Here is a 20,171-nt window from a genome sequence, read left to right as displayed (position 1 = left end):
AACTCCCGCCCCACCATGAGCGAAATCCATATCCGGCGCACCCACACCCTCACCCCCGACCAAGCCCGGGCGGCGGCCGAACGCGTCGCGGCCGACCTGAGGGCCAAACATCAACTTGACTATGAGTGGCAGGACGACACGCTGGTGTTCGCGCGATCAGGCGTGACCGGCCAGCTTGAAGTCGATGGCGACACGGTTGAAATCCGCATCAAGCTGGGCTTCCTGCTCGGGATGTTCCGAAGCACCTTCGAAGCGGAAATCCACAAGTTTTTCGACGAAGAGTTCGGCCCCGCCTGAAAGCGAAACGGCGGCCTCCCCGCCACCGTTTGCACCTGGATATCAGCCCTTCAGTTCCTTGACCAGCGCAATGTACTGATTCATCGCATCGTCGTTGGTCGTGCCCTTCAGGCTCGCCCACGCATCGTACTTGGCGCGACCCACCGGATCGGTGAACCCCGGGCGCTTGCCTTCGCAATCCCCCTCGCTGGCCTGCTTGAAAAGCGAGTAGAGCTTGAGCAGCGTCGCATTGTCCGGGCGCTCGGTCAGCGTTTTGGAATCGGCCACAGCTGCCTCGAATTGCGCCTTCAGGTCGCTCATTGCGGTCTCCTTGTCGTCCGGTTGTGTGAAGAATAACGGGCGACGCTTTCGCGCCGCAGCCGTATTATTACGCCCAAAACAATGAGGGAGGAATCAATGGGTCGCGAAAAGATGTCGAGCATCGACACGGCGTGGCTGCGCATGGACCGGCCAAGCAACCTGATGCAGATCGTCGGCGTGATGCTGTTCGACGCACCGGTTGATGCCCCTCGCCTGCGCGAGACGATCCAGCGCCGCATGGTCGATCGCTATGCGCGATTTCGCCAGCGCGTGACCCATACGCTCACCGCGACTTACTGGGAAGACGATCCGGAATTCGACATCAACAACCACGTGCGCGAGGTTGCGCTGCCAGGAATGGGCGATCTCGATGCCCTCAAGGCCCACGTTGCCGGGCTCGCCAGCGAGCCCCTCAACCCTGCGCGCGCCTTATGGGAAATGCAGATCATCGACACGCCTGCAGGCGTGTCGGCCTTGGTGGCGCGGATCCACCACTGCATCGCCGACGGCATAGCGCTGATCGGCGTCATGCTCTCGCTTACCGACGAGCATCGCGACGCGCCAGGCCCGGCTGCGCACGCGCACAAACCGCGCATCGCGAAACCGGAGCACGACGCCGACACGGACGCCTTCTGGTGGAAGATCTTCAGCCCCGCCACCGATGCCTGGCTCAGTACGGTATCGGTCAGCAGCAAGCTGTGGTTCGGCTACATGGACATGCTGATGAACCCCGGCAAGGCCTTCAATTACGCCAAGATGGGCGCAGCGCTGGCGGGCGAACTGGCGCACCTCGCGCTGATGCCCGACGACTCCAAGACCCGCTTTAAGGGCAAGGCAGGCGTCGCCAAGCGGGTGGCATGGTCGGCACCGCTGCCGCTGCCGGAAATCAAGGCCGTCAGCAAGGTACTGGGCTGTTCGATCAACGACTTGCTGCTCGCTTCGGTTGCAGGCGCATTGCGTGCCTACCTGCAGGAAAAGGGCGATCCGGTCGATGGCGTCGAATTCCGTGCGATGGTGCCGGTGAATCTGCGCCCCGCCGGCAAGGAGGCGAAGCTCGGCAACCACTTCGGCCTCGTCGCGCTCGAACTGCCTGTCGGGCTCGACAACCCGCTCGAACGCCTCTACGAGACCAAGCGCCGCATGGAGGCACTGAAGCATTCCTACCAGGCCGCGCTTGCCTTCACCCTGCTCGGTGTTGCCGGCATGGCACCGAAATTCGTGCAGCAAGAAGCGCTGGACCTGCTCGCCAACAAGGCGTCTGCGGTGATGACCAATGTCCCCGGCCCGCAGAAACCGCTTTACCTCGGCGGCGCAGAGGTCAGCCAACTGATGTTCTGGGTGCCGCAGAGCGGCAACATTGGCATGGGCGTGAGCATCCTGTCGTACAACAACGCGGTGCAGTTCGGGCTGATCACCGACCACCGGCATTGCCCCGACCCCGACCGCGTGATCTGCCGCTTCGCCGACGAATTCGACAAGCTGATGTGGCTGGTGCTGATGGAACCATGGGATCGCCTCGAACGTCCGCACGAGGTCGAAGAGCACGTCAAGGCCGATCTCGGCGAAGACTGATCCGCCGCCTACTGGCAGTACATCGGCACCAGCAGTTCGTGGCCCGGGCCCTGCCCGGGCGCGGTGATCGTCGCGGTGACCGGCATCTCCTTCAGGCATACGGCGCCCAGCTCGGTCTCGATACGCCAGGTCATGCCACCGGTTGCGTCCACCCAGTGCGATTCTTCGCGAAACGGCAGGCGCCGGCCGAACTGTTTTTCCAGCGCACGCGCCACCGCGTCTTTCGGCAACTCACGCGGCTTGCCGAAGTCCTTTTGCAGGCGTGAAGGGTCGAGTGCGGCCTCCTGCCGCACCATGTCGCGCGAAATGCGGCCGATGTCGGCGCGCGCCGCATCGGCGAGTTCCTGACCACGCTTCGAGGCAGCGTTTTCGACGACGCTTGGCGTGTCAGGCAAATCGGCGCGCACTTTCGCCCCTGCGGACAATCCGCCGCCCTGCCGTTTCCGCCCCGCCCTTGAGCGCCCGCGGCACCCCGGAAGGTGTCGTCGCCATGTTGATTTCGTGCGCTTGCTGGATTGGGGGCCGCGGACGCAAAAACGCACGCAGGCGCGTTGCCGGTGTCCGCACCGCAGGCGACTCGACCAGCAGCAACACTGCGTGCGCCAGCAGCGATATCAGCAGCGCCAGCATCAAGCGATGGCGGGCGCTGCGTATTGACATGTCAGGCGATGATGCCGCCGCCAAGGCAGACGCGGGATTCGTACACCACCACCGACTGGCCCGGCGTCAGCGCCCACTGCGGCGCGGCGAAGGCGATCTCGCAGCGCTCGGCGTCGAGCGCATCGATCTCGCACGGTGAATCTGGGGTGCGGTAACGCGGCTTCGCGGTATAGACCCAGTGGGTACGCGGCGCTTCGCCAGCGATCCAGTTGAGGTCGATCGCGCTGAGGCGCTCCTTCAACAGCGCCGGGTGTTCATGACCTTGCACGACGTACAGCACATTCTTCTTCACGTCCTTCACCGCGGCGTACCAGGCCTCATGCTCCCCGGCCACGTCGTTGCCCTTGATACCACCGATATGCAGCCCCTTGCGCTGGCCGATGGTGTGGTACATCAGCCCCTGGTGTTCGCCGATCACCTTGTCGCCATCCAGCGTGCGGATCTCGCCCGGCTTGGTCGGCAGGTAGCGCATCAGGAATTCGCGGAACGGGCGCTCGCCGATGAAGCAGATGCCGGTCGAATCCTTCTTGTCGAACACATGCAGGCCGGCCTTCTCGGCGATCTGCCTGACATCGCGCTTGTACAGGTGCCCCAGCGGGAACAGCGTCTTCGACAACTGCGCCTGGTTCAGTCGATAGAGGAAGTAGCTCTGGTCCTTGGTGCCGTCTTCGGCCTTCATTAGCTGGAAGGTCGTGCGGCCATCGTTGCGCCATTCCCGCACCTGTGCGTAATGGCCGGTCGCGATTTTGTCCGCTCCGAGTTGCATCGCGTGATCGAGGAAAGCCTTGAACTTGATCTCGCTGTTGCACAGGATGTCCGGGTTCGGTGTGCGACCCGCCTCGTATTCGCGCAGGAAGTCGGCGAACACACGGTCCTTGTATTCCTTGGAGAAGTTCACGACTTCGAGGTCGATACCGATCACGTCGCAGACCGACGCGACGTCCACCAGATCCTGCCGCGTCGAGCAGTACTCGTCGTCGTCATCGTCTTCCCAGTTCTTCATGAATAGGCCAATCACCTGATAGCCCTGCTCCTTGAGCAGCAGCGCCGCCACAGAAGAATCGACACCGCCGGACATCCCGACGATCACTTTCATGCCATTGCCACTCATCGTTGTGTCTCAGTCGTAGTGCCGGATCAGGTCCAGCGGGAAGCGCCGGCCGGCCAGGTAATCGTCGATGCACCGCAGTACCAGTGGGCTGCGGTGCCGCTCCGGGCAGGCGGCAAGCTCGTCGCGCGTCATCCAGACAGCGCGCAGGATACCCGCGTCGAGCGTGCGGCCTTCGTCAAAGCCCGCCAGCTCTGCCGCAAAAGCAAAACGCACATAGGTGATGTCACCACGCGGTCGCGGCCATTGATACACGCCGATCAAGGACAGCGGCGTGACACGATGCGCGGTCTCTTCCAGCGCCTCGCGCGAACACGCGGCAAGCAGCGATTCGCCTTCATCAAGATGGCCCGCCGGCTGGTTCAGGCGCACTCCGTAGTCCGTCTCTTCTTCGACGAGCAAGAATCGCCCCTGGTTTTCCACCACTGCGGCGACGGTGACATGCGGGCTCCAGCGCATAGCGGACTCCGGCGAGTAAAGCGCCATTTTAGCGCGCGCACGCGTGGCTGCCGGTGCCGGCGCGGAATCGGCTAAAATCTTCGCTTTCGCCGCCGCCGAGCGGCGCACCAAAACGATTTCAAGGGGGAATGCTCATGTCGATGGCCGATCGTGACGGGTTCATCTGGTTCGATGGCAAGCTCGTACCGTGGCGCGATGCGACCACGCACGTGCTGACGCACTCGCTTCACTACGGTCTGTCGGTTTTCGAAGGCGTGCGCGCCTACAAGACCGATACCGGCACCGCGATCTTCCGCCTGAAGGAGCACACCGACCGCCTCTTCAATTCGGCCCACATCTACATGATGAAGATCCCGTACGACAAGGCGACGATCAACGAGGCACACAAGGAAGTGGTGCGGGCCAACAAGCTCGAGAGCTGCTACATGCGCCCGATCGCCTTCTACGGTTCCGAAAAGATGGGCATCTCGACGCGCGGCGCCACCGTGCATGTCGCCATCGCGGCCTGGCCGTGGGGCGCGTACCTCGGTGACGACGGCCTCGAAAAAGGCATCCGCGTGAAGACCGCCTCGTTCGCCCGTCACCATGTGAATGTGACGATGCCGCGCGCCAAGCTGGCCTCGACCTACGCGAACTCCATCCTCGCCAACCTCGAAGCGACCGGCGACGGCTACGACGAGGCTTTGCTGCTCGACACCGAAGGTTTCGTCGCCGAAGGCGCCGGCGAGAACGTGTTCATCATCAAGGACGGCGTGATCGTCGAGCCCGAGATCGCTTCTGCGCTGACCGGCATCACCCGTTCCACGATCCACACGCTGGCGAAGGAACTGGGCTACACGATCGTCACCAAGCGCGTCACGCGCGACGACATCTACATCGCCGACGAGGCCTTCTTTACCGGCACTGCCGCGGAAGTCACCCCGATTCGCGAACTGGACAACCGCACCATCGGCAGCGGTTCGCGCGGCCCGATCACCGCCAAGATCCAGGCGCGTTTCTTCGATCTGGTGAATGGCCGCCTGCCCGAGCACAAGGACTGGCTCGCTTACGTTTGAGAGGTCATCAAGATGCCCGAAAACAAGGACAAATCCCAAACCATCGCGGTCACCGCGAAAGATCTGCCGCTGCACTGCCCGATGCCCGACGCCCCGCTGTGGGCGCGGCACCCGCGGGTATTTCTCGACCCCTTGAAGACCGGCGAGGCAAAATGCCCCTATTGCGGCGCGCAATACCATTTCACCGGTGAGCGCCCGGTCGGACATCACTGACCTGAAACGGGTGGCACGGGCCCCCGGCGCGTGTTGCGGATCGGGGGCTTCGGCCCCTGATTGCTTCTAGAGCCCATGACCCGCATTCTGATCGTCACACCGAACTGGATCGGCGACTGTGTTGCCGCGCAGCCGCTCTTCATGCGCCTGGCGCAACGCCGCCCCGATGCCGTCATCGATGCGCTGGCGCCGCCCTGGGTTGCACCCGCGCTGCAAGCGATGCCGCAGATCCGCAAGGTGATCTCCAACCCGTTCGGGCATGGCGCGTTCGATCCGGTCGGACGCTGGAAATTAGCCCGTTCGCTGGCAGGCGAATACGACGAAGCCTACGTCCTGCCCAACTCATGGAAATCGGCGCTGATTCCCTTGTTCGCCGGGATTCCAGTACGAGTCGGTTTCGTCGGCGAAGCGCGGTATGGCGTGATCAACCGCGCACACTGCCTCGACAAACAGGCGCTACCGCTGCAGGTCGAGCGTTACGCACAGTTGGCAGAGGCGCCCGGGCAAGCGCTTCAGCGGCCGCTGCCAAATCCGGAACTGGCCCGCGAGCCTGCGGCCATCGCCGCAACGCTGGCGAAGTACGGCCTCGCCGCAGAGCCCCGCCCGGTGGTCTTCTGCCCCGGCGCCGAATACGGCCCGGCCAAGCGCTGGCCGGAAAAGCACTACGCCGAACTGGCGCGGCGGCTTGCATCACAGGGTCAGCCGGTGTGGATACTGGGTTCGAAGAAGGATGCACCGGTCTCCGCCGCAATCGTCCAGCAATCGGGCGGCGCGGCGCTGGATCTGTGCGGCCGTACCTCGCTCGGCGAAGCCATCAGCCTGATCGCCCACGCGCGCTATGCGGTGACCAACGATTCAGGCTTGATGCATGTCGCCGCCGCCTTGGGCACGCCGCTCGTGGCACTGTTCGGATCATCCAGCCCGAACTACACGCCGCCCCTTTCAGAGCAGGCGGCGGTGATCTGGCTCAAGCTTCCCTGCAGCCCCTGCTTCAAGCGCGAATGCCCGCTGGGCCACCTCGACTGCCTGAACAAGATCACGCCGGATTCGGTCGAAGAGCAAGCGCGCAAATTGCTCGCACAAGGAGGCCACGCATGAACCCCGTATTCCACGCCAGCGTCGAGGACGCCGAGGCCGCCTTCTACGACGCTTTCAACCGCTGCGACCTCGAAGCCCTGATGGCGGTCTGGTCGGAAGGTGACGAAGTGGTCTGCATTCACCCCGGCGGCGCACGTCTGGTGGGCCTGCACGCGATCCGCGATGCCTGGAAGCAATTGTTCGAGAGCGGCCTGCGCCTGCGCCTGCGGGTGCACCATGGCGTGTTCCATTCGAGCCCCATGCTCGCCGTGCGCAGCGTGTTGCAGCATGTCGTGGTCGAAGGTGAGGACGGCATCCCGCCGCCCATCATCGCGACCAACGTGTATGTCCGCGGCCCGTTCGGCTGGCGCATTGCGATGCACCACGCCTCGCCTTCGCCCGAGGCCAGTAACGACTTTCACGACGACACGCCACGCATCGTCCACTGAGCGGCCGGCCGCCCCGCGCCGGCCTCCACCGCTGGGCCGGCCAGCTTGCGCAGGCGGAATGCACGCCACACCAGCCAAGCCCCGAGGGCAGCGAATACGTGCTTGAGCGTGTGGCCGCTCAGCATGCCGGTCAGGTGCATGACGGGCGCGTCTGCGACTTCGAGCAGTTTGGCCAGCACATAGGCCCCGACCGCCGCCAACCACAGGCGTCGTTGCGACCAGGCAAGGCCCGCGCGCCATTGCAAGAGCGGCACCACCACCAGCAGCGTCAATTGCAGCGCAAGGTAGGGGCGCAGATCGCCGGGCGCGAGCCACAGCGCGTCACTGGTCAGCGCCACGCTCGCGCCGGAGGCCAGCAACAGAGTTGGCAACCAGCCCAGCGGCGGCCGCACGCTGCTGCACTCTTCCATCACCGCGGCGAGCAAGGCGCCGCAGGCCAGCGCGATCGGCAAACGATCCCAGACGATGCGCACATCGTCCGGCTGCAGGTGATACCACCACGAGCCTGCCGCGGTGAGCATGATCGCGAGGAAGAACGCTCGCATCGACCAGCGCACCGGCGCCGCGAGCCAGCGCCCTCGCCCGACGCCCACCAACCCCACGAGACCAACCAGCAGGAATGGCAGATTCGACAGCACGTCCATCGCGCGTGGCATTCCCCACAACAAGCGCTGATCCGCGAATGCGTGATAGCCCGCCGGCGTATGCAAGGGCCCGGCGGCGACCAGGCCAAGGACGATCAGAAACAATGCCCCGAGCGGGGCGTGGTGACGCAACAACTTCGAATTCATCATGTCCTCCGTGACACCGTGGTGCGACGCAGCCTGCACCGGACGAGTCCATGCGTCATCCGCCGCCGCAGCGGTGGCATCATCTGATACTCGTCGATGCAATCCGTGCCACTGCAGTCTGCGCCATGACGCTCCATTCCCCACTGCTTCCTCCTCCCTATCTTCCACCCGCATGGCTGATCGGCAGCCATGCGCAGACCATCTGGCCGCTCGCGATCAAGCCCCCGCTGCCGCCACTCAGCCGCGAGCGCTGGGAGGCGCCGGACGGCGACTTCATCGACGTCGACCTGCTCGCGCGCCGGCCGGGCAAGCCGCTGGTGGTGCTGTTCCACGGGCTCGAAGGCTCCAGCCGCAGCCACTACTCGCGCGCCCTGCTCGCGACCTTGCATCGGCGTGGCTGGAACGGCGCCGTCGCGCACTTCCGTGGCTGCTCCGGCGAGCCCAACCGTTTGCCGCGCGCCTACCACTCCGGCGACGCCGATGAAATCGACTGGATCCTTCGACGCTTCGCTGAACGCTTTGACGATGTGCCCCGCTACGTGTCAGGCGTGTCGCTGGGTGGCAATGCGCTGCTGGTTTGGGCCGCGCGCGAAGGCGAAGGCGCTGGCGCAGTCGTGGAACGTGTGGCTTCGGTCTGCGCCCCGCTGGATCTGACCGCCTGCGGCCACCACCTCGCGCGCGGCTTCAATCGAATCTACACGCGCAATTTCCTGTCGACGTTGAAGGCTCGCTGCGTCGAAAAACTCGAACACTTCCCCGGCGCATTCGATGTCACCAAGCTGCGCAGCGCCCGCAACCTGTACGAGTTCGACAACGTGATCACCGCGCCGCTGCATGGCTTTGCCGGCACCGAAGACTACTGGACGCGCTGCTCGTCGAAACCTCTGCTGCCGCAGATACGCGTTCCGGCGCTGGTGCTGCACGCACGCAACGACCCGTTCATCCCACGCTCGGTGTATCCGCAGCCCGATGCGCTCTCGCCCTCGGTCCAGCTGGAAATCCACGACCAGGGGGGCCATGTCGGTTTCGTCGAAGGCGCCTTCCCCGGCAATCTGGAATGGCTGCCGCGCCGTCTGCTGCACTTCTTCGAACACGGCAACTGAAGCGGACGTTCGCCCTGCTGCAAATGCCGGCCTACAGCATGAGACATTCGCAATGACCACTCCCGCACAAGAGATTTTCAAGGCCTACGACATTCGCGGCATCGTCGGAAAGACGCTGACCGCCGACGTGGTGGCACAGATCGGTCGCGCGATCGGGTCGGAAGCGCGGGCGCGCGGCCAGACGCGTATCGTGGTCGGGCGCGACGGCCGCCTTTCCGGCCCCGAATTCGCGCAGGCGCTGACAACCGGTATCACGCGCGCCGGCATCGACGTGATCGACATCGGCTGCGTGGCGACGCCGATCACCTACTTCGCGGCCTACCACCTCGATGCGCACAGTTGCGTATCGATCACCGGCAGTCACAACCCGCCGGAGTACAACGGCCTGAAGCTCGTTCTGGGAGACGAGACGCTGCACGGCGCGATGATTTCAGACCTGCGGCGCCGTATCGTCGATGACGACTTCGCCACCGGCACCGGTAGCGTGACCCACATCGACGTACGCCCGGCCTACATCGAACGCATCCTGTCTGATGTAAAGCTCGCGCGGCCGATGCAGATCGTGCTCGATTCAGGCAACGGCGTGGCCGGCAACACTGCGCCCGATCTGTTCCGCAGGCTTGGCTGCACGGTCACCGAGTTGTACTCCGAAGTGGACGGTTGGTTTCCGAACCACCACCCGGACCCGAGCAAGCCGGAAAACCTCGCCGACGTCATCGCCGCCCTGAAGGACAGCGACGCCGAACTGGGCTTGGCATTCGACGGCGACGGCGACCGCCTCGGCGTGGTCACGAAGGATGGCGAGATCATCTACCCCGACCGCCAGTTGCTGCTGTTCGCTGCCGACGTGCTGTCGCGCGTGCCCGGCGGCAAGGTGATCTATGACGTGAAGTGCAGCCGCACGCTCGCACCGTGGATCCGCCAGCATGGTGGCGAGCCGGTGATGTGGCACACCGGCCACGCGCTGATGAAGGCCAAGCTCGTCGAAACCGGCGCGCCGCTCGCGGGCGAACTGAGCGGCCATGTGTTCTTCAAGGAACGCTGGTATGGCTTCGACGATGGCCTCTACGCCGGCGCTCGCCTGCTCGAAATCCTGTCGCGACACCCCGACGCCAACGCAGTGCTCACGGCACTGCCGAAGGCGGTCAGCACACCCGAGATCAACGTGAAGATGGCCGAGGGCGAGCCGCCCAGATTGTTGGAACGACTCAAGACCAAAGCACGCTTCGATGGCGAGATTGAACGCATCACCCTGGACGGCCTGCGTATCGAGTACGCCGACGGTTTCGGGCTGGTGCGCCCGTCGAATACCACGCCGGTGATGGTGTTGCGTTTCGAGGCCGACGATCAGGCAGCGCTTGCCCGCATCAGCGCCGACTTTGCACGCGTGATCCGGCACGCATGGCCGGACTTGCAGTTGCCCTTCTGAGCGACGGGTGCGGATGACGCGCAACCACCGACGCAATTCGAATTCCGCCTCCGCACAACGGGAAGCGCACCGGGCAGACCGCAGCGGCAAGCCCGCGATTCCCCGACGCGGTGGGTCTGCGCACTCTGGAAGACACCCTTCGCAGAGGCCCTGAATTCGGCGCTTACAAGTCGAGCTTCGGTGCTCGTCTGATCTGCCTGCCGCTGCTGCTGGCGTGGGCGCCCGCCCCCCTCACGATCGCCTGCAACCTGCTCGAACAGGCGGGCCGCAAGCGATGCGTCACGGCGGCCTGGTCGGCCTAAGTCAGATCGCGATCTGACTGCCGAGTTCGACGACCCGGTTGGGCGGAAGCTTGAAGAACGAGGCCGCACTGGTCGCATTGCGGAAGAGGAACTCGAACACCCGCTCACGCCACAGGGCCATGCCCTCGCCCTCAGTCGGCAGCAAGGTCTCACGGCTGAGGAAGTAGGAAACGCGCATCGGATCGAGCGCGAGCTCCTGTTCCGCGCACCACTCGAGCGCGGCCGGTACATCCGGATCTTCCATGAAGCCGAAGAACAGCTTTACCCGCCAGCAGCCGCCCGCCATGCGTTCGACCAGCACCCGTTGTGCCGCTTGCACGCGTGGTTGCGGCATGAAAACCACGCTGGCAAACACGGTCGTCTCGTGCAACACCATGTTGTGCTTCAGGTTGTGCAGCAAGGCGCGCGGCACTGCGCCGCTGCGCGGCGACAGGAATACGGCTTCGCTCGGCACCCGCGCCAGGCCGGGATCGGCAACAAGGCCCTCGATGAACGGCTCCAGCGGAATGCCCTCGTCTTCGCTGCGCACCCTCAGCAACTCGCGCCCGCGCCGCCAGGTCGACAGCAGCATGAAGATGAAGCCGCCGAACAGCAGCGGGAACCAGCCGCCGTCGAGGATCTTGGTGGCATTGGCCGCGAGGAACGCCAGTTCGATCATCAGCAAGGGGCCCCAGACGAGGACCGCCACCCAGGTCGGCCATTTCCAGTCGCGGCGCACCAAGGAAAACGCGAGGATGGAGGTGATCACCATCGTCATCGACACTGCGATGCCATAGGCGCCAGCAAGGTTGCTCGAGGTGCGAAAACCGAGCACCACCGCGAGTACCAGCACCATCAGGGTCCAGTTCATGAATGGCACATAGATCTGCCCCATCTTCGCGCCGGACGTGTGCTGGATCGAAATGCGCGGGCAAACGCCAAGCTGGATCATTTCCCGCGTTACCGAATACACGCCGCTGATCAGCGCCTGCGACGCAATCACCGATGCCACGGTGGCCAGCCCGACGAGCGGATAGATGGCCCAGTCCGGCGCGGAAAGGAAGAAGGGATTGCGGATCGCCTCCGGCTCGGACATCAGCAGCGCGCCCTGGCCGAAATAGCACGAGAGCAGTCCCGGCAGTACAAAACACGACCAGGCAATGCGAATCGGGCGCGCACCGAAGTGGCCCATGTCGGCATACAGCGCCTCGGCACCGGTTACCGTCAGGAAGACCGCACCAAGTGCCAGAAAACCGATGGTGCCGTGCTCGATGAGGAAGCGCACCGCATAGTGCGGCGAGACGGCCAGGAGCACTTCGGGGTGCCGCCCGATGTTGTAGAGCCCGAGCAGGAACAACACCGAGAACCACAGCGCGAGTATCGGACCGAATACCTGGCCAACCTTGGCCGTGCCGTGCTTCTGCACGAAGAACAGTCCGACAAGAATCACCACGGTGATCGGCACGACGAAGCGCGTCGCGGCCGGCGTCGCTACTTCGAGACCCTCTACCGCGGAGAGCACCGAGATCGCCGGCGTGATGACCCCGTCGCCATAGAACAACGCGGCACCGGCAAGCCCCAGGGCAATCGCAAACGCGCGTTTGCGTGGCCGCGAATCCCCGGCGCGATGGATCACCCGCGCCATCAGCGCCACCACCCCGCCTTCACCGTGGTTGTCCGCCCGCAGGACCAGCACGACGTACTTGAACGTCACGACGATCAGCAAGGTCCAGACGATCAGCGAGAGGATGCCCAGAATGTTGTCGGGCGTCGGCGGGAGTGGGTGGGACTCCTGCGTGAATGCTTCCTTCAGCGCGTAAAGCGGGCTGGTGCCGATATCGCCGAACACCACGCCGAGTGCCGCGAGCGTCAAGGCCCGGGTGGATACCTGTTCATTACCGTGTGACATGGATCTTCTCCGGGGACGGGGCGAGCCTGATCAGGCTGCCATGTCCATCCCGTATTCCAGCGCCGCCATTCAGCCGTATTGCTCGCTGTACCGCGCGCTGATATCGCGGCGAAGTGTCCCATGAAACATCGAAGACACCATCGCTATCCGCGAGTGACCGTTCCGCGTCCGCGCACCAATTTACAGAGATTGACAGTGTCGGCCAGACATCCCCTGCCGGCACGCGAACCGGGGCAGCATTGTAGTCGGTCCACGTAAGGTTTACGGGCGTCCCTGATGATCCTGAGCCAGGACAAGCAACAGGATGCTTCTTTTTTGCAACGGCAGCGCACAACCCACAGTCTCAATGGCGACCATTTGTGTGCCTGAGCCGTCATTCTGCGCGCGACCGGCATGGGTGATCGTGCGGTAGCACCACCAATCGAACGCCCCTGGCGGGCTCCGCCCGCCCGATCGCAGTGCATCGCGCCATTGCGAAGCGCGCCCATAGCAAAAGTTTGCATTCGATGGATCGCAAACGCTTAACATCGCCGGCAAATCGCCGTAAACCCGAAAATGACCGCACAGAACACCGCCTTCCTTGGCCGCCAACCGATTCTCGACCGCGATCGCAAACTCGTCGGCTTCGAGTTGCTTTTCCGCGGCGGCAAGGAAAACATGGCATCGGTGATGGACGACACGGTGGCTACCGCAACCGTCGTAACGCGCGCCTTCACCGATCTGGGCATAGACGCGGCGCTCGGCAGCGGGCTCGGTTTCATCAACTGCGACGCGAACTTCCTGCTGTCGGATGCGATCGAGGTACTGCCCTGCAATCGGATCGTGCTGGAAATCCTCGAAACCGTGGAGCCCACGCCCGAAGTGCTCGATCGCTGCAGGGCGCTGCGCGAAAAGGGTTTCATGCTGGCGCTGGACGACTACATCGGCGCAGAAGACCAGTTCCGCGAGTTCCTGAAACTGGTCGACTTCATCAAGGTCGACATCAAGCCGCTCTCGACATCCGATATCCGCACATTGGCAGAACGCCTGGCGCCATTGGGCGTGCCGCTGCTGGCTGAAAAGGTGGACAGCCAGGAGCAGGCCGATCTCTGCCACGAACTGGGATTCGAGCTTTTCCAGGGCTATTTCTTCGCGCGCCCGACGGTCCTGGAAAAGCGCAAGCTCAACCAGAGCGAAATGACGCTGATGCGTCTGTTGTCACTGGTCATCGAGGATGCCGAAACCGACGCGCTGGAAAACGTCGTGAAGGCGGATCCCAGCCTGGCCGTCAATCTGCTGCGGCTGGTGAACTCGGTGGGCGCCGGGTTACGCAATCCGGTCCACTCGCTGCGCCATGCGATTACCGCGCTTGGGCGACGCCAGTTGCAGCGCTGGGTGCAATTGTTGATGTTCGCCCGCTCCGGCAGCGAAGGGCCCGCCAATCCGTTGATGATCATGGCAGCGACCCGTGGCCGGCTGATGGAACTGCTCGCCGAGCTTCCCGATGGCCCGCTGCGCGCGGTGCGCGACGAGGCGTTTCTCGCCGGGATCGTTTCGATGATGCCTGCCCTGCTCGCCACGCCGATCGAGGAAATCCTCGGCAGCCTTCCGGTCAGCGATACGCTGCGCGCCGCCTTGATCGACCGCGGCGGACCACTCGGCGCGCTGCTGCATCTGGCCGAAACGCTTGAAGACGCCGACCAGCAAGCCTTCTTCGATGCGCTCGAAAAGTGCCCCGGCCTCGACCCGGCTGCAGTGTTCGGTGCCGAGTCATCGGCAATGGCCTGGGCTGCCCAGATCGGGACACCGGCTCAGGAATGACCCGGACGCTCTGCCAATCCGGAACCGTGTTACACGCGCTGTGGCGCTTCGTGGTCCTCATGGTCGCCGGTTGCGCACTGGCGACTGCGCTGACGGCGAACGCCGCGCCTTCCCAGGAGCGCGTAACCCTGCAACTGAAGTGGCGCCATCAGTTCCAGTTTGCGGGGTACTACGCGGCGCTGTTCAAGGGCTACTACTGGGATGCCGGCCTCGACGTCGACATCCGTGAAGCCCAGTCTGGCGAAGACCCGATTCAGCAAGTCCTGTCCGGTCATGCCGAATACGGCGTGGGCACCAGTGATCTGTTGTTGCTGCGCCAGGGCGGCAAGCCGGTCGTGGTGCTCGCTGCGATCTTCCAGCATTCGCCGCTGACCTTGCTGGTGCGCCGCGAAAGTGGCATCCGCAGCCTGCCGGACCTGGTCGGCAAGCGGGTCATGATCGAACCCAATTCGGCCGAACTCTTCGCACTGCTCAAACGCTCGGGTGTCGATTCAGACGCGCTCAAGATCGCCTCGCACACCTTCACCGCCAACGATCTGATCGCCGGAAAGCTCGACGCGATGTCGGCCTACTCCACCGACGAGCCCTTCGAACTGAAAGAAGCCGGCGTCGCCTACGACCTGTTCGAGCCGCGCAGCGCCGGTATCGATTTCTATGGCGACAATCTCTTCACCACCGAGAACGAGATCCGCAAGCACCCCGATCGGGTACGCGCTTTCCGCGAGGCCACGCTCAAGGGCTGGGCGTATGCCATGCAGCATCAGGAAGAGATCATCGATCTGATCCTGACCCAGTACGGCGAGCGGCACAGTGCCGACCACCTGCGCTTTGAAGCCAAGGTGATGGAGCGTTTGCTGCAGCCGACACTGGTGCAGCCCGGGTACATGCATCTGGCGCGCTGGCAGCACATCGCCGACACCTATGCCAGCCTCGGGCTGCTGCCTGCAAGCACTTCACTGGAGGGCTTCCTGTATGAAGACGTGGCCAATGCAGACAGCGAACGCAACCGCCGCTGGCTCGTCATCACACTCGCAGGCCTGCTGATATTTGCCGCAATAGCCGGATACGTGCTGCGCCTGAACTGGCGCCTGCATGCCAGTCGGGAACGGCAGCGCGTCATTGTTGATGCCGCGCCGCTGGCCCTGTTCGTGCTGAGCGACGAGAACCGGATCCAGGACTGGAACCGCGCCGCGGAAACGACTTTCGGGTGGAAGTCCGATGACGTGCGCGGCCGCAACATGCTCGACTTCGTGCCACCGGAAACCGAGCGCGGCGCGCTCATGAGCCTGCTCGACGACGCACGCCGCGACAAGTCCAGCACACGGTCCGGAGAAACCTGGGCGAATACGGCCGACGGCCGACGGATACGCTGCGAATGGCGTTTCGCCGCGATGCCTTCAAGCGACGGCCGCCAGAGCAGGCTGGTGGCGATGGCCATCGATGTCACCGCCCAGCGCGAACTCGAATCACGCCTGCAGTTGATGGCGCACGCCGACCCGCTCACCGGACTCGCCAATCGCTCGCTCTTCTACGATCGCGTTGAACGCGCACTGTCGCTTGCGCAGCGCCACACCGGGCACGTCGCGCTGATCTATATCGATCTGGACGACTTCAAACGCGTCAATGACACCCAGGGTCATGAAGCCGGCGACATCGTGCTGCGTACGATCGCGATGCGACTGCGTCGGCTGGTGCGCGAATCCGATACCGTGGCGCGGATCGGTGGCGACGAGTTCGTGATCCTGCTGCAGGAAGTCGGCGATCGCGAAGCGGCGATGGCCGTCGCCAACAAAGCGGAAGAGGCGATCTGCCTGCCGATCGAAGTCCGGCCCGCCCAATTCGCGCATGTCGGCGGCAGCATCGGCGTGAGCCTGAGTCCGCAACACGGCACCGATAGCGAAGCGCTGCTGCGCTCCGCCGACGCCGCGATGTACCGCATCAAGCACGGCGGCAAACGCGGCGTGGCTTGCGCAAGCTGATCGAAAGCCCGCCGGGTGACGCACAGCGTGCGCGTCACCCCGTGACGCAGCCCCCTTACGGGTAGAGACCCCGCTCCTCGCGTGCCTGCAGGATGCGCGAACAGGCGACCACGAAGGCGGCGGTCCGCAAGGGGATCTTGTGTTGCTGACCGGTCTCCCAGATTTTCCGGAAAGCCTCGGACAGGATGCGCTCGAGCCGCATGTTGATCTCGTCCTCGCTCCAGAAGAAGCTCGCGATGTCCTGCACCCATTCGAAGTACGACACCGTGACACCGCCGGCGTTGGCGATCACGTCGGGCACCACCAGCACGCCCTTGTTGGTGAGGATGTCGTCGGCCTCTGGCACCGTCGGGCCATTGGCACCTTCAAGCACGACGCGGGTCTTGATCCGCTTGGCCCGCTCCGGGGTGAGTTGCCCTTCAAGCGCGGCGGGGATCAGGAACTCGGACTCGACATCCCAGAACTGCTCGTTCGGGATTACTTCGGCGCCCGGGCACTTGCCGATGCCACCGTCGCGACGCAGCGTCGCCATCAGTTCGGCGATATCGAGCCCGTTCGCGTTGTAGACGGTGCCGGTGTGGTCCTGAACCGCGACGATCTTTGCGCCGTTGCCGGCGAAGAGTTCCGCCGCCGCGCTGCCAACGTTGCCGAAGCCTTGCACCGCGACGCGCGCGCCGTTGATCGGCAGGTCGATGCGCCGCGCGACTTCGCGCCCGATCACGAACACGCCGCGGCCGGTGGATTTCAAACGGCCCAGCGAACCACCCAGCTCGATCGGCTTGCCGGTTACCACCCCGGTGGCCGTCGCACCGACGTTCATCGAGTAGGTATCCATCATCCACGCCATGATCTGCGCGTTGGTGTTCACATCCGGCGCCGGAATGTCCTTGTCCGGCCCGATGATCAGCCCGATCTCGCTGGTGTAGCGGCGCGTGAGCTTTTCCAGTTCCTTCTTCGACAACGTCTTCGGATCGACCCGGATACCGCCCTTGGCCCCGCCATAAGGCAGATTCACCGCGGCGTTCTTCACCGTCATCCAGGCCGATAGCGCCATCACCTCTTCCAGCGTGACATCGGGATGGAAGCGCACGCCGCCCTTGCCGGGGCCGCGCGAGAGGTTGTGCTGCACGCGAAAGCCTTCGAAGTGGCGGATGCTGCCGTCGTCCATTTCGATCGGGATGTCCACGATCAGCGCACGCTTCGGGCGCCGCAGCGTTTCAGCCCAGCGCGACAGGTGCCCCAGATACGGCACTACACGTTCAACCTGTTCCAGATAGGTCGCCCACGGCCCCCCGGCCGTTGTAGCGACGTATGAAAGTCCGTTCATGATGTCTCCCCCTGTTACGGGTGTTGCTTTTGACAACTTTTATGAAATGGCCCGACGGGCCACCACACGGCAGGATCACCACCGTCCGCCGCATTCTGCCGCGCCGCTGCCGCTGCAGCCTCAGTTTCCGGCGACAGGGACTTGCTTGGATGCGCCGCCCAGCGGGCGCACAGCAGCGGTATAGTCACCCTTTGCTGCAGACTGACCGGGCAGTAGTCGCCCCCCATTCGAGACGATGACCGACACCGCTTCCACGGCTTCCCCCCGCCCGTCCGAACAACTCGTTGCGGCCGGCCGGGACTTGCTCCTCAAGACACTGGAGAGCGTCGCCCGCGACATGGGTTTCACGCAGCCCGACGCACTGGAGGGCCTGCGCCGCGCCGCCATCGACAGCCACGACGAACTGGCCGGCCTGCGCGACCGCCGCGGCTTCGAGAATGCGCGCGGCCTGACCGCATCGCGCATCAGCCTGGTGCACGAGGAAGATCTCGAATTCACCATCCGCATCAACGAAGTCGCGCGGCGTCTGCGCAACCGTTGCGAGCGCGAACTCGGGCGCCTGCACCTTCGCTACATGACGCTGCTCGATCAAAGCGACGATGCCGCGGCCGAGCAACTGCCGGTCGGCCCCGAAACGGTCTGCTGCGGAATCCGCGGCCTCAGCGACGAGTCCGGCCTCGATCCCGCCGCGCGGCTGCGCCTGCTCGAGAACATCGAAACACCGCTGGCGAACGCACTCAACGCGCTGTATGCGCAACTGAACAAGGATCTGGAGCGCAACGGCGTCGAACCCAAGTCACTGGCGCGCAGTTCGCAGCCGTCCGCGGCGCATGCCCGCCACACCCCGGCGAGCGACGCGGGCGGTTGGGGCCAGGGCAGCTTTGGCGAATTGCACCGCGCAGCGCTGGTGCGGCTGGGCGGAGGAAACGGCATCGCAATCGAAGCCACGCTCGCCGCCGCCGTGCGCGAACAGGTGCTGGGCTGGCTCGAAACGCAGCAGGCCACCGCCGCAGCCGGCGGCGAGATCCCGGCGCTGAGCGGCAGCGACCTCGGCCCGCTGCTCGGGGCGCGCGAACGTGCGGCCGCCGACGCACTCGAACAGGTGTTCCGCGCGATCGAACAGGACAAGCGTCTGGCGCCACCGCTGCGCGCGGCCATTGCATCGCTCTACCTGCCGATGTTCAAGCTCGCCCTGCTCGACCCCGGCTTGCTTGAAACCGAAGACCATGTCGCGCGCAGGCTGATCAACGCGATCGGCGATTGCTGCCGCGGCGTCTCGCCCTCGGCGCCGGCTGAGCACCCGCTCTGCAATCTGATCGCCACGATCACCGACGGCGTGTTGCGCGGCTTTGCGAGGGATCCGTCGGTGTTCGAACACGCGCTTCGTCGGGTGGAAACGCTCGCGACGCAACGCCGGGAACTGGCAATCGAACTGGCCACGGCGTCCAACGCACTCGGGGCCCGCCTCGAACGCGACGAAACCGCGCTCCGCTTCGCCGCCAAGGCGGTGCGCGCATTGTCGAGCGAAGGCGTGCCTGCGGTGGTACGCGGATTTCTCGAACAGCACTGGCTGCGCGTGCTGCAGGCAACACTTGCCGCGCACGGCGACAAGAGCAACGAATGGCGCAGCCATCTCGCGGTCGCCGATCGCCTGATCTGGAGCGTGCAGCCGAAGAACACGCCCGAAGAGCGCCAGCAACTATTGCGCTTGCTGCCCGAACTGCTGCGCCGTGCCGCCGACGGGCTCGCGACGATCGGTATCGACGAAGCGACAGCGCGCAACCTGCTATCGCCCTGCATGCAGTTTCATACCGCCGCAATCAATCGCCAGCCACCGCCGGAAGACCTGCCGTATGCAGCACCGCAACCGACGCTGGAATTCGGCACGATCGGCGAGGCGCCCGGCCTCAAGGTGCTGCGGGTTAGCGGCGTTCCCGCCCGCGAACCGGCGCCGAACGCGATGCTGTCGACACTGGCACCCGGCGACTGGATCGAGTTCGCCCTTCCGGACAAACGGCGCGTGCGTGGCTGCGTCGGCTGGATCGGGCCGGCACGTCAGGCGCTGGTGATCTGTGACCCCGACCGGCGTGGCGTCATGGGCCTGACGATGCGGGTGCTCGAACGCCAGGTATCGACCGGCGAGGCGTCACGGCTCGACGATACCGCCTTGTTCGAAGGCGCCTCATCGCGCGCACTGAAGGGCATGCGGGGTCTGGCGCACTAGTGGGCGCGACAGGCCCCAAAGCCTGCCAACGGCCGCGCAGCGCGCGCTGCCTCTGAACACGCCCTAAAGCCGCACTGTTTGCCGCCGTAACTCGCATTAGTTCTTCCACGATTCGAGTCGCGAGCCAGGCCTTTTGGT

General features: G+C 64.6%; 20 protein-coding genes. 12 read left to right on the top strand and 8 right to left on the bottom strand.

Annotated elements, in window-relative coordinates:
- Window positions 1–15: 15 nt before the first annotated feature.
- The gene (locus GGR36_RS01850; protein WP_183631293.1) at window positions 16–297 is read left to right on the top strand and encodes a polyhydroxyalkanoic acid system family protein; all 282 of its coding nucleotides are present in this window, start codon (window positions 16–18) and stop codon (window positions 295–297) included.
- Between the two features lie 42 nt (window positions 298–339).
- On the opposite strand, the gene GGR36_RS01845 is transcribed toward GGR36_RS01850, so the two are convergent.
- Complete coding sequence (locus GGR36_RS01845; RefSeq protein WP_183631291.1) at window positions 340–597, bottom strand: acyl-CoA-binding protein; 258 nt, start codon at window positions 595–597, stop codon at window positions 340–342.
- A 96-nt stretch (window positions 598–693) separates the two neighbouring features.
- On the opposite strand from GGR36_RS01845, the gene GGR36_RS01840 reads away from it, so the two are divergent.
- Window positions 694–2,169 carry a wax ester/triacylglycerol synthase family O-acyltransferase gene (locus GGR36_RS01840; protein WP_207064327.1) on the top strand — a complete coding sequence of 492 codons (1,476 nt, stop codon included), beginning with the start codon at window positions 694–696 and terminating at the stop codon, window positions 2,167–2,169.
- An 8-nt stretch (window positions 2,170–2,177) separates the two neighbouring features.
- On the opposite strand, the gene GGR36_RS01835 is transcribed toward GGR36_RS01840, so the two are convergent.
- From GGR36_RS01835 to GGR36_RS01820, 4 genes are read right to left on the bottom strand one after another with little or no spacing between them, the layout of a single operon-like run.
- Window positions 2,178–2,576 (bottom strand): hypothetical protein, encoded by a 399-nt coding sequence (locus GGR36_RS01835; protein WP_183631287.1) that lies wholly within the window; start codon window positions 2,574–2,576, stop codon window positions 2,178–2,180.
- Window positions 2,557–2,799 carry a hypothetical protein gene (locus GGR36_RS01830; RefSeq protein WP_183631285.1) on the bottom strand — a complete coding sequence of 81 codons (243 nt, stop codon included), beginning with the start codon at window positions 2,797–2,799 and terminating at the stop codon, window positions 2,557–2,559. The genes GGR36_RS01835 and GGR36_RS01830 overlap by 20 nt, the downstream gene beginning before the upstream one ends.
- Window positions 2,800–2,830: 31 nt before the next feature.
- Window positions 2,831–3,925 carry a tRNA 2-thiouridine(34) synthase MnmA gene (gene mnmA, locus GGR36_RS01825; protein ID WP_183631283.1) on the bottom strand — a complete coding sequence of 365 codons (1,095 nt, stop codon included), beginning with the start codon at window positions 3,923–3,925 and terminating at the stop codon, window positions 2,831–2,833.
- A gap of 24 nt (window positions 3,926–3,949) precedes the next feature.
- Window positions 3,950–4,396, bottom strand: a complete 447-nt coding sequence (locus GGR36_RS01820) for an NUDIX hydrolase (RefSeq protein WP_183634861.1) — start codon at window positions 4,394–4,396, stop codon at window positions 3,950–3,952.
- Window positions 4,397–4,530: 134 nt separating this feature from the next.
- Here GGR36_RS01820 and GGR36_RS01815 point away from each other — a divergent pair, with 134 nt between their 5' ends.
- The 4 genes from GGR36_RS01815 (at window position 4,531) to GGR36_RS01800 (ending at window position 7,190) form a co-directional block, all read left to right on the top strand.
- Entirely contained in the window at window positions 4,531–5,451 is a 921-nt protein-coding gene (locus tag GGR36_RS01815; protein WP_183631281.1) for a branched-chain amino acid transaminase, read from the top strand.
- 12 nt (window positions 5,452–5,463) lie between these two features.
- Window positions 5,464–5,664 (top strand): zinc-finger domain-containing protein, encoded by a 201-nt coding sequence (locus tag GGR36_RS01810; protein ID WP_183631279.1) that lies wholly within the window; start codon window positions 5,464–5,466, stop codon window positions 5,662–5,664.
- Between the two features lie 75 nt (window positions 5,665–5,739).
- On the top strand, window positions 5,740–6,762 hold the full coding sequence (gene waaF, locus GGR36_RS01805) for a lipopolysaccharide heptosyltransferase II (RefSeq protein WP_183631277.1): 1,023 nt from the start codon (window positions 5,740–5,742) through the stop codon (window positions 6,760–6,762).
- Window positions 6,759–7,190: a YybH family protein gene (locus GGR36_RS01800; protein WP_183631275.1), complete on the top strand. Its 432-nt coding sequence runs from the start codon at window positions 6,759–6,761 to the stop codon at window positions 7,188–7,190. The genes waaF and GGR36_RS01800 overlap by 4 nt, the downstream gene beginning before the upstream one ends.
- Here the strand turns inward: GGR36_RS01800 and GGR36_RS01795 are convergent.
- Window positions 7,160–7,981 carry a hypothetical protein gene (locus tag GGR36_RS01795; RefSeq protein WP_183631273.1) on the bottom strand — a complete coding sequence of 274 codons (822 nt, stop codon included), beginning with the start codon at window positions 7,979–7,981 and terminating at the stop codon, window positions 7,160–7,162. The genes GGR36_RS01800 and GGR36_RS01795 overlap by 31 nt on opposite strands.
- A 125-nt stretch (window positions 7,982–8,106) precedes the next feature.
- Between GGR36_RS01795 and GGR36_RS01790 the strand changes: the two genes are divergently transcribed.
- The 3 genes from GGR36_RS01790 to GGR36_RS01780 all read left to right on the top strand — a co-directional run bounded on the left by GGR36_RS01790 (window position 8,107) and on the right by GGR36_RS01780 (window position 10,815).
- Window positions 8,107–9,084: a hydrolase gene (locus GGR36_RS01790; protein WP_183631271.1), complete on the top strand. Its 978-nt coding sequence runs from the start codon at window positions 8,107–8,109 to the stop codon at window positions 9,082–9,084.
- A gap of 52 nt (window positions 9,085–9,136) precedes the next feature.
- Window positions 9,137–10,513 (top strand): phosphomannomutase/phosphoglucomutase, encoded by a 1,377-nt coding sequence (locus GGR36_RS01785; protein WP_183631269.1) that lies wholly within the window; start codon window positions 9,137–9,139, stop codon window positions 10,511–10,513.
- A gap of 110 nt (window positions 10,514–10,623) precedes the next feature.
- Window positions 10,624–10,815, top strand: coding sequence for a hypothetical protein (locus GGR36_RS01780; RefSeq protein WP_183631267.1), 192 nt, complete (start codon window positions 10,624–10,626; stop codon window positions 10,813–10,815).
- Between the two features lies 1 nt (window position 10,816).
- On the opposite strand, the gene GGR36_RS01775 is transcribed toward GGR36_RS01780, so the two are convergent.
- Window positions 10,817–12,703: a potassium transporter Kup gene (locus GGR36_RS01775; protein ID WP_183631265.1), complete on the bottom strand. Its 1,887-nt coding sequence runs from the start codon at window positions 12,701–12,703 to the stop codon at window positions 10,817–10,819.
- Window positions 12,704–13,258: 555 nt separating this feature from the next.
- Between GGR36_RS01775 and GGR36_RS01770 the strand changes: the two genes are divergently transcribed.
- Both GGR36_RS01770 and GGR36_RS01765 read left to right on the top strand, forming a co-directional pair.
- On the top strand, window positions 13,259–14,503 hold the full coding sequence (locus GGR36_RS01770) for an EAL and HDOD domain-containing protein (protein ID WP_183631263.1): 1,245 nt from the start codon (window positions 13,259–13,261) through the stop codon (window positions 14,501–14,503).
- A gap of 26 nt (window positions 14,504–14,529) precedes the next feature.
- Window positions 14,530–16,482, top strand: coding sequence for an ABC transporter substrate-binding protein (locus tag GGR36_RS01765; protein ID WP_183631261.1), 1,953 nt, complete (start codon window positions 14,530–14,532; stop codon window positions 16,480–16,482).
- A gap of 55 nt (window positions 16,483–16,537) precedes the next feature.
- Here GGR36_RS01765 and GGR36_RS01760 read toward each other — a convergent pair whose 3' ends face one another.
- Window positions 16,538–17,809, bottom strand: coding sequence for a Glu/Leu/Phe/Val family dehydrogenase (locus GGR36_RS01760; protein WP_183631259.1), 1,272 nt, complete (start codon window positions 17,807–17,809; stop codon window positions 16,538–16,540).
- A 235-nt stretch (window positions 17,810–18,044) separates the two neighbouring features.
- On the opposite strand from GGR36_RS01760, the gene GGR36_RS01755 reads away from it, so the two are divergent.
- Window positions 18,045–20,033 carry a DUF1631 family protein gene (locus tag GGR36_RS01755; RefSeq protein ID WP_183631257.1) on the top strand — a complete coding sequence of 663 codons (1,989 nt, stop codon included), beginning with the start codon at window positions 18,045–18,047 and terminating at the stop codon, window positions 20,031–20,033.
- The last annotated feature ends 138 nt before the right edge of the window (window positions 20,034–20,171 follow it).

The sequence above is a fragment of the Niveibacterium umoris genome, assembly GCF_014197015.1.
GTDB classification, from domain to species: domain Bacteria; phylum Pseudomonadota; class Gammaproteobacteria; order Burkholderiales; family Rhodocyclaceae; genus Niveibacterium; species Niveibacterium umoris.
Note: the sequence above shows the minus strand (reverse complement) of the source record. Positions and strands in the feature narration are given on the sequence as shown.